This is a genomic window from Sporocytophaga myxococcoides DSM 11118 (assembly GCF_000426725.1).
Classification (GTDB): Bacteria; Bacteroidota; Bacteroidia; order Cytophagales; family Cytophagaceae; genus Sporocytophaga; species Sporocytophaga myxococcoides.
Window position 1 is genome coordinate 615,938 of sequence record NZ_KE384560.1, and the last position, 14,530, is coordinate 630,467.

The window sequence follows — 14,530 nt, forward strand, 5'->3', positions numbered from 1 at the left end:
AAATAGTATAAATAAAAAAAGGATTTGACTTTTGTCAAATCCTTTTTTTATTTTGCGCAAATATATTCCTCAATGAAATACAACACTCGCAGGGAGGCTCTCCTTGTTCTAGAAGATGGCACTCTCTACAAAGGCCTGGCCGTGGGCAAAATAGGTACTACCCGTGGCGAAATCTGTTTTAACACAGGAATGACTGGGTACCAGGAGATTTATACTGATCCATCTTATTATGGTCAGATTATAGTTAACACTACTGCTCACATAGGGAATTATGGTGTTGTTGATGATGAGCAGGAGTCGGATTCCGTTAAATTTAGCGGTCTTGTTTGCAAAACTTTTTCAGACATATATTCTCGAAAAAATGGGGAAGGTACTCTTCAGGAGTATTTTGAAAAACAGAATATTGTGGGTATCAGTGAGATTGATACCAGAGAATTGGTAAGACACATTAGAAGTAAAGGTGGAATGAATGCAATTATATCCTCCGAAATACTTGATGCAAATAAATTATTAGAGGAAGTGAAAAATATTCCTTCTATGAATGGCTTGGAATTATCAAGTATTGTAAGTACTCAAAATCCATATTTTGCAGGTAATGAAAACGCTTCTTTAAAAGTGGCAGTGCTTGACTTAGGGATTAAGAGAAGTATTTTGAATAATTTCACAAGTAGAGATGTATTTTGTAAAGTATTCCCTGCAACTACTCCTTTTGAAGAAATGCAGGAATGGGGACCTGATGGTTATTTTATTTCTAATGGCCCTGGCGATCCAGCTGCCACTAAGTACGCAATTGAAACCGTTAAGAAGATTTTGAATTTAGACTTACCATTATTTGGTATTTGTCTTGGGCATCAGATTTTGGCAGAGGCCAATGGAATTCCAACCTATAAAATGCATCATGGTCACAGAGGATTAAATCATCCGGTTAAGAATCTGTTGACAGGGAAAAGTGAAATTACTTCACAAAATCACGGATTTAGTGTAGATGCAGATGCTGTTAAAAGCAGTGCAACAGTTGAGGTTACTCATATTAACCTTAATGATAACACTGTCGAAGGGATTAGGATTAAAGATAAGAAAGCGTTTTCAGTTCAGTATCATCCTGAGTCATCTCCGGGACCACATGATTCCCATTATTTATTTGACGAATTTATTTCATTACTTAGAAAATAAATTTTTAATTAAATTTTTAACAAAAAATGAGCTTAATAGAACAAATCGTTGCCCGTCAGATATTTGACTCAAGAGGTAACCCTACTGTAGAAGTAGATGTAATTACAGAAAATGGGTTTCTTGGACGTGCTGCCGTTCCTTCAGGAGCTTCAACAGGAAGTCATGAAGCTGTAGAATTGAGAGATGGTGATAAATCAAAATACATGGGCAAAGGAGTCTTGAAGGCTGTTGCAAATGTAAATGATAAGATTGCTGCAGAATTAGTTGGTGCTTCAGTTTTTGAGCAAAAACTAATTGATCAGATAATGATCGAAATGGATGGAACTCCGAACAAAGCAAAGTTAGGTGCTAATGCAATACTTGGTGTTTCTCTTGCTGTAGCTAAAGCTGCTGCTCAGGAAGCAAGCATGCCACTTTATAGGTACGTTGGTGGTGTAAACGCAGTAACTTTACCAGTTCCAATGATGAACATCTTGAATGGTGGTAGTCATGCTGACAATTCAATTGATTTTCAGGAGTTCATGATTGTTCCTTCTGGAGCGGCTTCATTCTCTGAGGCAATGAGAATGGGATCTGAAATTTTTCACAACCTTGCAAAGGTGTTGAAATCTAAAAAAATGTCAACAAACGTAGGGGACGAAGGCGGTTTTGCTCCAAATATTCCTTCAAATGAAGAGGCTCTAAAGATCATTCTTCAGGCTATTGAGACTGCTGGTTATAGACCAGGAGAAGATGTGTTTATTGCTTTAGATGCTGCAGCTTCTGAATTTTATGATGCAGAAACCAAAATGTATCATTTCAAAAAGTCTACAGGAGATAAATTATCATCTTCTGATATGGCTAATTTCTGGAATGACTGGGTTAATAAATATCCAATCGTTTCTATTGAAGATGGTATGGCTGAAGATGACTGGGCTGGCTGGAAGCAATTAACTGACCTTGCTGGTAAGAAAACACAGTTAGTAGGTGATGACCTTTTTGTAACAAATGTGAAACGTTTACAAGAAGGTATAGATAAAGGTGTAGCTAATTCAATTCTTATTAAAGTAAACCAAATTGGGTCACTTTCTGAAACTATTGATGCTGTAACTTTAGCTAAGAGAAACGCTTATTCTAGCATCATGTCACACAGATCTGGAGAAACTGAAGATAATACTATTGCGGATTTAGCTGTAGCATTGAATACTGGTCAAATTAAAACCGGTTCATCTTCTCGTTCTGATCGTATGGCAAAATACAATCAACTTCTTAGAATTGAAGAAGAGCTTGGAGAGATTGCCTATTATCCAGGAAAAAACTTCAGAAAAATTTAATATTAGAAAGTCCCTTTTAAAAGGGACTTTTTTTTTACCCTCTCATTTTCTATTTTTAGCAAAATATCTCCTGCAAAGATCATGTTATCAAAACTTCCGCCATTCACAAAAAACTTCTTTTTTATTTCAAGTATCATTTTTTTAATATGGATGATATTTTTTGATTCAAATGATTTTATTAATCAATTCAGAGCTAGTAGAAAGATTAAAGATTTGGAAAGTCAGAAAACCTTTTATGAAGAGAAGATAGAGGAAGTGAAGAAAGAACGGGAAGCATTTTTAAATAATCCTAAAGAATTGGAAAGGTTTGCTCGTGAAAATTATTTAATGAAAAAGAAGAACGAGGACGTTTTTATCATCGTAGATGAAGAGTAAATTTCAACCAATAACAGTCATTAAGATTAGAAGTTAGCTGCGGGGTCATGGAGAATAACAGGAAGTTCAATTTTCAACAGATAGCCAAATACGTTTGGATTATAGCTGGTGGAATGCTTTATTATATTATTGGATTTGTAATACTGTTACAAATTAATTTTTTGTGGTTATTTGGGCAAATGCCTGGTGTTGAGGATCTTGAAAATCCGTCTTCAGATCAAGCTTCTGAAATTTATTCAGCAGATAATATTTTACTAGGAAAATACTTCAGAGAGAACAGGAGTCCGGTTGATTTAACTCAAATTTCGCCTAATGTTATCAATGCGCTGATATCAACGGAAGATGTCAGATTCTATGAACATTCTGGAATAGATGCGAAAGGATTTTTTGCAATATTCTGGTATATGGTTAAGGGGGATCAGCGAGGGTCAAGTACATTGAGTCAACAGTTGGCCAAAAATCTTTTTAAAACAAGGAATGATGAATTTCAGGGGATACTGGGATATGTACCGATAGTTAATGTACTGTTGTATAAAGCTAAAGAGTGGATGTTAGCAATAAAATTAGAGCGGAATTATACGAAGGAAGAAATTATTAACATGTATCTGAATACTGTTGATTTCGGAAGCAATGCCTTTGGAATTAAAGTCGCTGCAAGGACATTTTTCAATACCTCACCAGATAGCCTTACAATAGAACAATCTGCCACTTTGGTAGGAGCATTAAAAGCAACCACTCTTTATAATCCTGTGTACAGACCTGAAAATTCCTTGGAGAGGAGGAATGTTGTGCTTGATTTGATGGTTCAGAATACTGTTCTTAATCCAAAGGATTATGACTCCATTAGGAAAATTCCACTTAAGGTGGATTTCAAAGTAGAAAATTCCACAGATGGTATAGCTACTTATTTTAGAGGAGTTTTAAATAAATATTTATTAAAGTGGTGTAAAGAGAATGGAAAAGACTTGTATGGAGATGGATTAAAAATATATACTACTCTTGATTCAAGAATGCAGAAACATGCCGAAGATGCAGTTGCTGAGCATATGACAGTTGTTCAAAAGAAATTTTTTGACCATTGGAAAGGGCAAAATCCATGGAGGTACGAAAACAAGAAAGAAATAACCAATTTTATTGAGGATGCTTCCAAAAAGACATTGACTTATAAAATGTTAGTAAAGAAATTTGGTGAAGGTCATGATTCAATAAATATTGTGATGAATACGCCTGTAAAGATGACCGTATTCAGTTGGGAAGGGGAGAAGGATACATTAATGAGCCCTATAGATTCCTTAAAGTACTACAAGCATTTTCTTCATTCCGGCTTTATGTCAATGGATCCATCAAGTGGAGAGATTAAAGCGTGGGTTGGAGGAATTAATTATAAGTATTTTAAATATGACCATGTAAAACAGGGAAAAAGGCAAGCCGGTAGTTCATTTAAACCTTTTGTATATGCTGCTGCTATTGAAAAGGGATACACTCCTTGTTATCTCTTACCTGATGCCCCAATTACCTTTAGATATGAAGAAAATGGTGAAATGAAAACCTGGTCACCCAAAAACGCTGATTGGGTGTTTACCGGTGACAGCATGACTTTGAGACAGGCTATAGGTCGGTCTATTAATTCTGTAGCGGCACAGGTACTTAAATTAATTGGTATTGATGCAGTTATTAATGAAGCTAAAAAATTGGGAATAACAAGTAAGCTTGAACCTGTACCATCTATATGTCTAGGTTCCAGTGACGTTAGCGTCTATGAAATGGTGGGTGCATACAGTGCCTTTGTAAATAGTGGAGTCTGGGTAGAGCCATATTTTATTTCAAGAATAGAAGACCGTAATGGAAATATTCTTCATGAAGTAATTCCCAAAACGCGTGATGCACTGTCTGAAGATGTTGCTTATGTTATGGTACACATGCTGAAAGGTGGAGTTGAAGAAAGAGGAGGAACCTCCCAGGCTTTATTTAAATACAATATTTTCAGAGGAAATGAGGTTGGGGGAAAAACAGGAACAACCTCCAATCACTCTGATGGATGGTATATGGGTATTACTAAAAATCTGGTTTCAGGTGTATGGGTAGGAGGAGAAGATAGAAGCATTCACTTTAGAACTTCTCAATTGGGAGAAGGATCAAAAATTGCATTGCCAATTTTCGGTCTTTATATGGAAAAAGTTTATGCGGATGATAGTTTGAATATCCCTAAAGGCTATTTCAAGCGACCTAAAAAATTGTCAATAAACATCAATTGCCCTCCTAGACCGGAACCGGCATTAGCAGATAGTATAGTATCCGATTCTTTAATGGAAGTTGAAGATCCTGAGGAATTCTATTAAATTTTGTAATAATATTTAATTTTTTATTTTAATAGTACAATTCTTTGAGCTGGATTTCCTTTTTTAATTCTTCAAAGTGAGTTAATTTCGCTATTGATTGGAAGATTTTGTCCATTTTTGATGGCCTTTAAATTTATATCTACCAATTAAAAATTTTTAACGATTAATCTTACTATGAAAAGGAACATCTACAGTCTGATCTGTATTATTGTGTTTTTCGCATCTTTTACAAAAGCGAATGCTCAAAGTCGTGCAGTGAAAAAACTAGAGCAAGAGGCAATTAGTTACTACCAGACGGAGCAATTCCAAAAAGCTTTGGTATTGTACGAAAGATTGGACAGTTTAAAATCCGGAGATGCCGAAATTCCATTCCGAATAGGAGTTTGCATGTTTAATCTTCAGCATAGAAGGGAGTCGTTACCTTATTTCAAGAAAGCTCAAAGCCAAGGTTATTCATTTTTAGATTTAAATTATTATTTGGGAAGAATTTCTCATTTAAATCATCAGTTTGACGAAGCTATAAATTTTTACAAAACTTATCAGACAGCTTTAAGTGATACACTTACTGCGAAAACTAAGATTAAAGATAGACTTCCGGTAGAAGAATATATTGAAATGTGTCAAATCGGTAAGGAGCTTGTAAAAGACACTTTGTCTCTGATAGTTAAAAATATGGGACCAGGAATTAATAGTTCTTATCCGGATATAGTTCCATTGACATCAGCTGATGGTTCTACTCTTGTATTCACTTCGAGAAGAGCTAGCACTACAGGTGGGAAAATTGATCTTCAGGATAATCATTATTATGAAGATATTTATATAAGCAATAAAGATTCGTTAGGTAGGTGGAAGACCCCAAAAGATCTTGTATCACTAAATACAGAATTGCATGATGCCTGTATTGGAATATCACCAGACGGACATAAATTATTTCTTTACAGATCCCATATAGGTAAAGTCAGAAGTGGTAGTATAATGGTGAGTATTCTTGAAGGAAATCATTGGTCTGAGCCAATACTTTTAGACGAGAGTTTTAACAATATTACCTGGGAGCCAGGTGCAACTATTGCAATTGCTGCTGATGAAAAAACAATTTTCTTCAGCAGTAACCAACTTGGAGGGTTTGGCGGTAGCGACATTTATGGTGTAAGAGTAGATCCTACAGGTAAATGGGGACAACCGTATAATCTTGGAAGGAAAATTAACTCTGAGTATGATGAAAAACCAACATTTTTAAGCATTGATAATAAAACACTCTTTTTCTCATCAAATGGACATAAATCAATGGGTGGGTTTGATATTCTTACCTCTGTTTATGATGATGTAAATAAAGAGTGGTCAACACCTGAAAATGCTGGCTACCCAATAAATACAGCGGACGATGAAGAAAATTTTATCTGGTCTGCAGACGGAACCAAAGGATATTTCTCTTCATCGAGACCTGATAGTTATGGTGAATCTGATATTTATGTCATCAATAGACCTCATCCTACCTCTAATCTTACTTTGGTAAAAGGAACAGTGTTAGATAAAGAAACAGGGAAACCAGTTTCTGCAACTATATCTGTTGTTAATAATATTACTCAGGAGAAAATAGGATTTTATAATTCGAACTCACTTACTGGACAATATACTCTTGCTCTTCCTCACGGAACTAACTATGGAATAGCGGTAGAGGCAAATGGATATATGTTCCATTCTGAAAATATTAATATTGATACTAAAAATCCGTTTTTTGAGGCTACCAAAAACGTAAGGTTGGAATCACTCAAAGCTGGAAATTCTATAGTACTAAACAACATGTTCTTTGACTTTAATAAATCAGAGCTGAAAAAAGAGTCGAAGTCAGAATTAGAAAGATTAGTCACTTTCTTAAAAGAACACCCTGAGTTGAAAATAGAATTATCAGGACATACCGATAATGTCGGAAAGGCAAAGTATAATAAAAAGCTGTCTGATAAAAGGGCAACTGCAGTGTTAAAGTATCTTGCTGCAAAAGGAATCGGTAAAAAAAGAATGGTTGCTAAAGGCTATGGTTCTAATATGCCTGTAAGCACCAATGAAAATGAAAGGGGACGTCAGTTGAATAGAAGAACTGAAATGAAGATTCTTGATAATAATATGGTTGTTTTAAATCGATATCAAGATATCCAAATAAGTTATGCAGTTCAGAACCAGGCGCCAGAAAACAAGCCATCTGCAACAGAGGTGAAGCCTGCTGAAGTTCAATCTAAAAATTCTCCAGCAGTAGGTAGTGTTTTGAAACCCAAAGTTCATTTTACGTACAACTCCTACCAGGCGCTCACTGAATATTCTACCCAAAAAGTAATGGAAGTAGTGAAGCTGATGAAAGAATATCCTAAAATGAAAATTAAGATTCGTGCTTATGCTGATCCTATTGGGAGTGCTACCTACAATCAGCAACTATCTGAAAAAAGAGCTCAGACAATCCTCAATTTTATGGTTAAAGAGGGTATTGAAAAGGATAGGCTTACAATTGAAAGTTTAGGAGAGAAAAAGGGCGTCGTGCAAAGTAATGATAAAAAAGAAAACCTGGTAAACAGGAGGGTTGAGTTCATTGTAATCGGAGAGTAGATTTAGTTCTCTAAAAAAAGAGGCTGATTTGAAATATCATCAGCCTCTTTTTTTTTACCAATTTTTATCTTTCGTAACGTACGAAGGATTAAAGCTAAAGCAAACACCTGCGTAATAATCTTCCCGCAGAGAATTAAACAGATGTACGAAGATTGTCTCACCTAATTCAAGGATTTCGCACAATTGTCCTTTATAATTAACAACGATATCAGACAATTCTCTCTTCTTATCTTTCTCCATAGTCACCCTTTTCTCTATAAACAATGCCATAGAAAAGAAGGTGTCATTTTTTCCTTTTCGTCTCAAACTTAGGATTAAAGGCAAAGCAAATTCCGTAAATCAGATGTTCACGAAGACAATTAAATTTTATTTCTACTGTTTCCCCTTCAAAGGCGATCATTTCACATAATTCTCCTTTATTATTTATGCATAGTTTTGAGAACAATCTTTCAGACAAATAATCTCTATCATAATAGTGGTGCATAATGCCCTCCTCCGTTTCCTTTTTTAAAAAATAACTCAATATTCTACAAGAAAGTTATAAAGGCCTGTATAGTTGTCCTTTAGCTGATTGTGCTTAAGAGGATTATTTCCTTTTTATTTTTATCCGAAATAATTTCCTTGTAAGCCATTTTATTTTCTATTAGAGGGAAAATTTGGGGAAATAATAATTGATGGCAAATTGTTCTAAAAAAACTTTCGTGATTTTCTGAAGTTCTTTTTGGAAGGAGAAATGAAGGGATGAGAATTATGAAAAATAATATAGTTATTGGATTACTGATTGCTCTTTCATTAGGCTTGGGAGGAGCAACTCAATCTTTTGCATTTTTAAAAGAAGATGTGAGTGAGGTTTACCCATTAAAAGGTCCCAAAAAAATGAAGAAGAAGAATCTTTTTAAAAGAAAGAAAAGATATAAAAATAACACTGTTGTAAAAATTAAAAGGAGTGGGAAAGGTCCTAATAAAGGCAGAAGAAACTACTCAAATAATTTTAGATAAGAGCAAATGGGGTAATTCCCCATTTACTCTTAATGATTATTACCAATCTTCTGATTTCTTTTCTACAGCTGCAGGAGCTCCTGCAAGTTCTTGTTTAAGGCTATTGACTGTTGCCTGAGCGGATTCTGCCGATTTAGTTTTTATAGTACTCCAACCTGCAGGAACTAAAGTATATTTTCCACACTGTGGTGTTTCATTTTCAAGTTTACCGCCATTCCCTTTCGGAGATTCGTGTACAAAGTCTACCAGCTCATATTTATACTTACCGTCTTTCACAGATATAGAAAAGAGATAGTTGACTGTACCTGAATGGTTCATGCCTCTCATTGGACTAGGATATTGAACTCCAAAATGTCCTTTAGCAACAAATTTGCCTTCTGCCTTAGAATCAGTTACTTGCTTAAAGCCGTTTGCAAGTGCCCAATTTTTAGCCTTAAGATATAGATCATCTTTTTTTGCTCCATCTACCTGGACTACCTCTGTATAAGTTATTTTTTTAGTTTCAGCATCTATTGGAAGCTGATTCTGAGCTATCAAATTGCTGATCATCAGCAATGAAAGAACAAATGAGAATACGACTTTTTTCATCTTAGAACCTGTTTGTGGATTTAACAAAGATAAATTTTAATAATTTAAATAAAAAGAGATAGATGGTTTGGTGAGCTAATAATTTAGTTCCTGTTGTTTTTGTTTTGTTTTTTATTGAAATAATTATATATTTTAAACAAAAACGAATTAAACTTGTAAATACTTGTAAACTAACCAAGGATAAAAATGAAAGAAACTAAAATTACCTACTCATTTTTCCTCTCGCTAATTTCGTTTGTTGCTCTATTTGTCTTTATTGTTGGCCTTTCGATTTTACTTCGAGTGCTTTCTTTTGGAAGGTATAAATTCAATTATCCATTAAAGTATTTGAAAAAATATATTGAAGCCCAGCAGAACGTTAATGTGTTTGAGGGTTTTTAATTTATATGAGAAATCTATCGTTTCTTTCTTGTACTTTTGTCAAATGACTTGGGAGGAATATTGTATTAGTAAAAAAATTGATTCAAAGGCATTTAAGGAAAATGATCCTTTAAAATGGCAAGAATTAAAAAATATCTTTGAGCAAGTTCATCCGAATAGCTTTACAGAACAAAAGAAGTTTTTAATTAATGATATTCGGAGGCGTTTTTTACTTCAGGAAGTGCCGGAAAAAAAAACTGAAGAAACTACTATTAAAAAGGTAGCACTGCCCTTTATGAAAAAGAAGGAATAGTTATTAATTTTCTATTTCCTCTTTTTCTCCTTCTTTTATTTTTTCTTCATCCTCAAATAGATAGTAGTGAAGCTTTTGTTTCAATTCTGATTTGGAAAGATTGGTATGTATTTTACCATTTATCGCCAAAGATATTTGACCGGTTTCTTCAGAAACAATTAAAACAATACTATCTGTAACTTCTGTAAGACCAATTGCAGCTCTATGTCTAAGGCCTAAATGAGCGGGTAAATCAGTGTTCTCGCTTACCGGAAGAATACATCTGGCAGCCTTTATTCGATTATTGGCAATAATGACTGCTCCATCATGAAGAGGACTATTTTTTTGGAATATAGCTATTAATAACCTTTTGGAAATCAGGGCATCCATTAGATCTCCAGATTCTGCATAAAATTTCAGTTCTGAACTTTTGGCGAATACGATTAAAGCACCAGTATTAGTTCCTCCGAGTATTTTAGCGCTTTCAATTACCGGATTCAAGTTGAGACCATCGGAATTGGGTTGAGAACTCTTTTTCCACAGAAGTCCCTTCAAGAATGATTTATTAAATGCAGTGGTTTTGCCTATAATGATTAAAAACTTTCTGATTTCTTGCTGAAATAAGATTAATGCTGCAATGACACCCACTCCAATAAACTGACCTAATATGGCAGTTAACAATTCCATTTTGGCAGCTTTTACTACAAGATAAATAAGATATATAGAGAGAAAACCAAGAAAGATTTTTACTGCTATACTTCCCTTTAATAATTTGTATAACTGATAAAGCAAAAAACTAACGAGCAGGATATCAAGTATATCAATCCAGCTTATTTCTAAAAATCCTATTTTATATAATAATGTCAATTCTATATTTTTTGTAATAGAGATATAATTTGTTGAGCCTCTCGGACATCATGAACTCTGATTATACTAATATTTTTTGAGAGGCCAATAGCATTAACAATAGTAGTGCCGTTTAAAGCTTCTTCCTGAGAAACATTTAAAGTTTTGTATATGAAGGATTTCCTGGAAACTCCTAAAAGGACAGGTAGATTTAAGGCACTGAAGATATCTAACTGTCTAATCAAATGAAAGTTTTGTAAACTATTTTTAGAAAAGCCTATTCCCGGATCTATAATTATATCCCAGACACCCAATTCATTCAAACGATTTAATTTCTCCTGGAAATATTGCAGCATATCTCCAATCAAGTTGTCGTATTGGTTAAGTTTTGACATTGTTGCAGGAGAACCTTTCATGTGCATTAAAATATATGGGAGTTTTAGCTCTGCTATGGTTTCAAACATTTTCTCATCTAATTCGCCTCCAGAGATGTCATTGATTATTTCCGCTCCGTCAGCTGCTGCGATTCTCGCAACTTCTGATCTGAATGTATCCACAGAAACAATGCTTTCAGGGAACTCCTTTTTTATGATTTTTAATGCCCTTGATACGCGGGCAGTTTCTTCTTCAACGGGTATATTTTCTGCTCCAGGCCTGGATGAGTAACCACCAATATCAATAATATCAGCTCCATTTTCCAGCATTGATGCGGCTCTTCTGACTATATCATCAGGCGTAAGGTATTTTCCTCCGTCATAAAATGAATCAGGGGTTACATTTAAGATCCCCATTATCAGTGGACGGATAGATAAATCAATTAATTTCCCTCTGACCAGCAGTGTTTTTTTTGTCTCAAAAATTCTATGTTTCAAATTCTAGTATTGTAAATTTGACCTAAACAAAACTACTAAATAGAAATTAAAATTGGCAAACAGGACAGAAAATGAGTACAGACAGGTAATAAAGAAGTGTAAAGACTTGTTTATCAAAAAAACGCAGGATTATGGAACAGCATGGAGAATTTTGCGTTTGCCTTCAATAACTGATCAAATATTTATCAAAGCTCAAAGAATTAGATCAATTCAGGATAAAGGAACTCAGAAAGTAGCTGAAGACATCAATTCGGAATTTATTGGAATTATAAATTATTGCCTTATCGCAATGATGCAACTAGGACTTAAGGATACTGATCCAATGGAACTACCTGCAGAAAAAGTAGCTGAATTGTACGATAAATATTCTGAAGAAACCCTTGAGCTTCTTACTAATAAAAATCATGATTATGGGGAAGCATGGAGAGATATGCGAGTAAGTTCAATTACAGATATTATTCTTATGAAGTTGTTGAGGGTCAAGCAGATAGAGGATAATAGCGGTAGGACCCTGGTTTCAGAAGGGGTAAATGCCAATTATCAGGATATGCTTAATTATAGTGTGTTTTCTTTAATTAAATCCAACTTTATAGATGGGTAAAATCATTAATACAATGAGCAGAATTCTTGTTGGCTGCTTGTTTATTTTTTCAGGTTTGGTAAAACTGAACGATCCGTATGGAACTGCTTTTAAGCTTGAGGAGTACTTTCACGTATTTAGCGCAGATTTTGGATCTTTTTTTGAAATTTTTATTCCGTATTCTCTTTTCTTGTCTATCGCAATAGTCGGATTGGAAGTAATTCTGGGCATAGCTGTTTTGCTTAATTACAGAATGAAGCAGACAACCTGGATTCTTTTGCTTCTAATACTGTTTTTTACATTTTTAACATTTTATTCCTTTTATTTTGATAAGGTTAAAGAGTGTGGCTGCTTCGGAACCTTGATCGTTTTAACTCCTAAGCAGTCGTTTTTCAAAGATCTTATTCTTTTATTTTTTATACTGATAATATTTTTCCTGGGAAGAAATCAAGTTTCAGTTTTAAATTCTTTCAAAGGAGATTTATTAATGCTTATAGTTTCGTTTGTGACTTTTTATATTGGATATCATGCAGCCAATCATTTACCATATTTTGATCTTCTGAATTTTAAGATAGGAAACAATATACCTCAATTAATGAAAGCGGAAGAGGCTCCGAAGTACAAATTTATTCTATCAAAAGGAGGTAAGGAATTTGAGTTTTTGCAGGAAAACTATCCTAGTGATACCTCGTATAAGTTTGTCAGGTATGAACTTTTGAATAAAGACACAACCAAACTTGTTCCCAAAATTATCGGATTTAATGTGGACAGTGACGAAGGGGATAAAACAAATGAAATCCTGAAAGGCAAAAGATTGCTTATTACAATACCTGATGTGGAGAGGGCTTTTAAGAATTGTGAAGGTAGTTGTGTGGAGAAATTAAAGACATTGATTGCTCAATCTGAAAAAATGGGATTTTCACCGGTCATTTTAACTGAAACAGGTTCAGCAGATGCTATGGAGGCATTCAGACATGAATTACAGCTTCCGGTACCATATTATTTCATGGACGATGTCATTTTGAAAATGATGGTGAGGTCAAACCCTGGAATAATGGTATTAAAAGATGGAACTGTGATAGGGAAGTGGCACTATAATGACATTCCTAATAGTGATGATTTAAAAATGCTGCAGAAGTAGATAAATGATAAAATTTATATCAACTAGGTTTTTATATGGCTTACTGGTACTGTTCGGTGCTTTGATAGTTGTATTTTTTCTTTTTAACGTATTGCCAGGTGATCCTGTAGCTATGATGGCAGGTCAGAGAACGGATGTTTCTACCAGAGAAGCAATTACAAGAGAGCTTGGCCTTGACCAGCCACTTCCTGTTCAGTTGGGCTATTATTTGAATGACCTTTCTCCTGTTTCTATTCACAAGAATACTGAGGCGAATGAGAAAAATTATGAGTATAAAAAACTTTTTACAGTTAATGATAAAGTAGTTGTGGTTAAATACCCATATCTGCGCAGATCATTTCAAACCAATAAAAAAGTTAGTGAAATTATTTTCGAAAACCTCGAAGGGACCTTCTGGCTTGCGTTTGCTGCAATGTTATTCGCTACAGTTTTCGGAATACTATTTGGAATGATGGCTTCTGTAAAACCCAACAGCCTTCTTGATCATTCGACAATATCTCTTTCCGTTTTGGGAATTTCAGCACCACCGTTTGTAATGGGGGCTTTAATTGCAATGGTTTTTGGATATTATCTTTCTGATTACACAGGTTTAAATACATCTGGCCAGTTATGGGAGGATGATCTGACTGGAAGAAAACTGGTATTGAAAAATCTTATTTTACCTGCATTTACTTTAGGACTTAGACCATTAGCTATTATTATTCAGCTTACAAGAAGCAGTATGCTGGATGTATTATCTCAAGATTATATAAGAACCGCCAGGGCAAAAGGACTAAGATATTATAAAATAATACTTAAGCATGCATTGAAAAATGCTTTGAATCCGGTTATTACTGCGGTTTCCGGATGGTTGGCTTCTTTAATGGCTGGTGCATTCTTTATAGAATACATATTTAACTGGAAGGGAATAGGATCCGTTACCATTGATGCAGTTTATAAGCTAGATTTTCCAGTTGTAATGGGTACAACATTGTTTGTAGCACTTGTTTTCATAGTTATCAATATTTGTGTAGATATTTTATATGCAGCCATTGACCCAAGAGTGAGATTGCATTAA

The 14,530-nt window shown here is 34.5% G+C and carries 15 protein-coding genes; 10 read left to right on the forward strand and 5 right to left on the reverse strand.

All coding sequences use genetic code 11. The features are described from left to right. Nucleotides 1-72: 72 nt before the first annotated feature. Together carA and eno are read left to right on the forward strand one after the other, a co-directional pair. Complete coding sequence (gene carA, locus K350_RS0120900) at nt 73-1,173, forward strand: glutamine-hydrolyzing carbamoyl-phosphate synthase small subunit (RefSeq protein ID WP_028981569.1); 1,101 nt, start codon at nt 73-75, stop codon at nt 1,171-1,173. A 26-nt stretch (nt 1,174-1,199) separates the two neighbouring features. Continuing rightward, nucleotides 1,200-2,486 carry a phosphopyruvate hydratase gene (eno, locus tag K350_RS0120905; RefSeq protein WP_028981570.1) on the forward strand — a complete coding sequence of 429 codons (1,287 nt, stop codon included), beginning with the start codon at nt 1,200-1,202 and terminating at the stop codon, nt 2,484-2,486. Nucleotides 2,487-2,488: 2 nt separating this feature from the next. Here eno and K350_RS33010 read toward each other — a convergent pair whose 3' ends face one another. After that, nucleotides 2,489-2,623, reverse strand: a complete 135-nt coding sequence (locus K350_RS33010; RefSeq protein ID WP_281169262.1) for a hypothetical protein — start codon at nt 2,621-2,623, stop codon at nt 2,489-2,491. Between the two features lie 13 nt (nt 2,624-2,636). Between K350_RS33010 and K350_RS0120915 the strand changes: the two genes are divergently transcribed. The 3 genes from K350_RS0120915 to K350_RS29755 all read left to right on the forward strand — a co-directional run bounded on the left by K350_RS0120915 (nt 2,637) and on the right by K350_RS29755 (nt 7,795). Then, a complete protein-coding gene (locus K350_RS0120915) occupies nt 2,637-2,861 on the forward strand; it encodes a septum formation initiator family protein (RefSeq protein ID WP_342665062.1) in 225 nt (74 codons plus the stop codon). 47 nt (nt 2,862-2,908) lie between these two features. Continuing rightward, nucleotides 2,909-5,200 carry a penicillin-binding protein 1A gene (locus K350_RS29750; RefSeq protein WP_245598684.1) on the forward strand — a complete coding sequence of 764 codons (2,292 nt, stop codon included), beginning with the start codon at nt 2,909-2,911 and terminating at the stop codon, nt 5,198-5,200. A gap of 174 nt (nt 5,201-5,374) precedes the next feature. Next, on the forward strand, nt 5,375-7,795 hold the full coding sequence (locus K350_RS29755) for an OmpA family protein (RefSeq protein ID WP_051313429.1): 2,421 nt from the start codon (nt 5,375-5,377) through the stop codon (nt 7,793-7,795). A gap of 54 nt (nt 7,796-7,849) precedes the next feature. Here K350_RS29755 and K350_RS0120930 read toward each other — a convergent pair whose 3' ends face one another. Beyond that, nucleotides 7,850-8,101: a hypothetical protein gene (locus K350_RS0120930; protein WP_156027122.1), complete on the reverse strand. Its 252-nt coding sequence runs from the start codon at nt 8,099-8,101 to the stop codon at nt 7,850-7,852. A gap of 444 nt (nt 8,102-8,545) precedes the next feature. Here K350_RS0120930 and K350_RS0120940 point away from each other — a divergent pair, with 444 nt between their 5' ends. Beyond that, nucleotides 8,546-8,794, forward strand: coding sequence for a hypothetical protein (locus tag K350_RS0120940; RefSeq protein WP_028981574.1), 249 nt, complete (start codon nt 8,546-8,548; stop codon nt 8,792-8,794). Between the two features lie 39 nt (nt 8,795-8,833). Here the strand turns inward: K350_RS0120940 and K350_RS29760 are convergent, their stop codons facing one another. Further along, nucleotides 8,834-9,382, reverse strand: a complete 549-nt coding sequence (locus tag K350_RS29760) for a DUF4468 domain-containing protein (RefSeq protein WP_051313431.1) — start codon at nt 9,380-9,382, stop codon at nt 8,834-8,836. 367 nt (nt 9,383-9,749) lie between these two features. Here K350_RS29760 and K350_RS29765 point away from each other — a divergent pair, with 367 nt between their 5' ends. Then, entirely contained in the window at nt 9,750-10,055 is a 306-nt protein-coding gene (locus K350_RS29765; RefSeq protein ID WP_156027123.1) for a hypothetical protein, read from the forward strand. A gap of 3 nt (nt 10,056-10,058) precedes the next feature. On the opposite strand, the gene cdaA is transcribed toward K350_RS29765, so the two are convergent. Beyond that, a complete protein-coding gene (cdaA, locus tag K350_RS29770; protein WP_037576521.1) occupies nt 10,059-10,901 on the reverse strand; it encodes a diadenylate cyclase CdaA in 843 nt (280 codons plus the stop codon). A 2-nt stretch (nt 10,902-10,903) separates the two neighbouring features. Continuing rightward, nucleotides 10,904-11,752: a dihydropteroate synthase gene (gene folP / locus K350_RS0120960; protein WP_245598685.1), complete on the reverse strand. Its 849-nt coding sequence runs from the start codon at nt 11,750-11,752 to the stop codon at nt 10,904-10,906. A 52-nt stretch (nt 11,753-11,804) separates the two neighbouring features. Here folP and K350_RS0120965 point away from each other — a divergent pair, with 52 nt between their 5' ends. From K350_RS0120965 to K350_RS0120975, 3 genes are read left to right on the forward strand one after another with little or no spacing between them, the layout of a single operon-like run. Then, nucleotides 11,805-12,353, forward strand: coding sequence for a DUF1599 domain-containing protein (locus tag K350_RS0120965; protein ID WP_028981576.1), 549 nt, complete (start codon nt 11,805-11,807; stop codon nt 12,351-12,353). 13 nt (nt 12,354-12,366) lie between these two features. Continuing rightward, nucleotides 12,367-13,473, forward strand: a complete 1,107-nt coding sequence (locus K350_RS0120970) for a BT_3928 family protein (RefSeq protein ID WP_162144196.1) — start codon at nt 12,367-12,369, stop codon at nt 13,471-13,473. A 4-nt stretch (nt 13,474-13,477) separates the two neighbouring features. Beyond that, complete coding sequence (locus K350_RS0120975; protein WP_028981578.1) at nt 13,478-14,530, forward strand: ABC transporter permease; 1,053 nt, start codon at nt 13,478-13,480, stop codon at nt 14,528-14,530.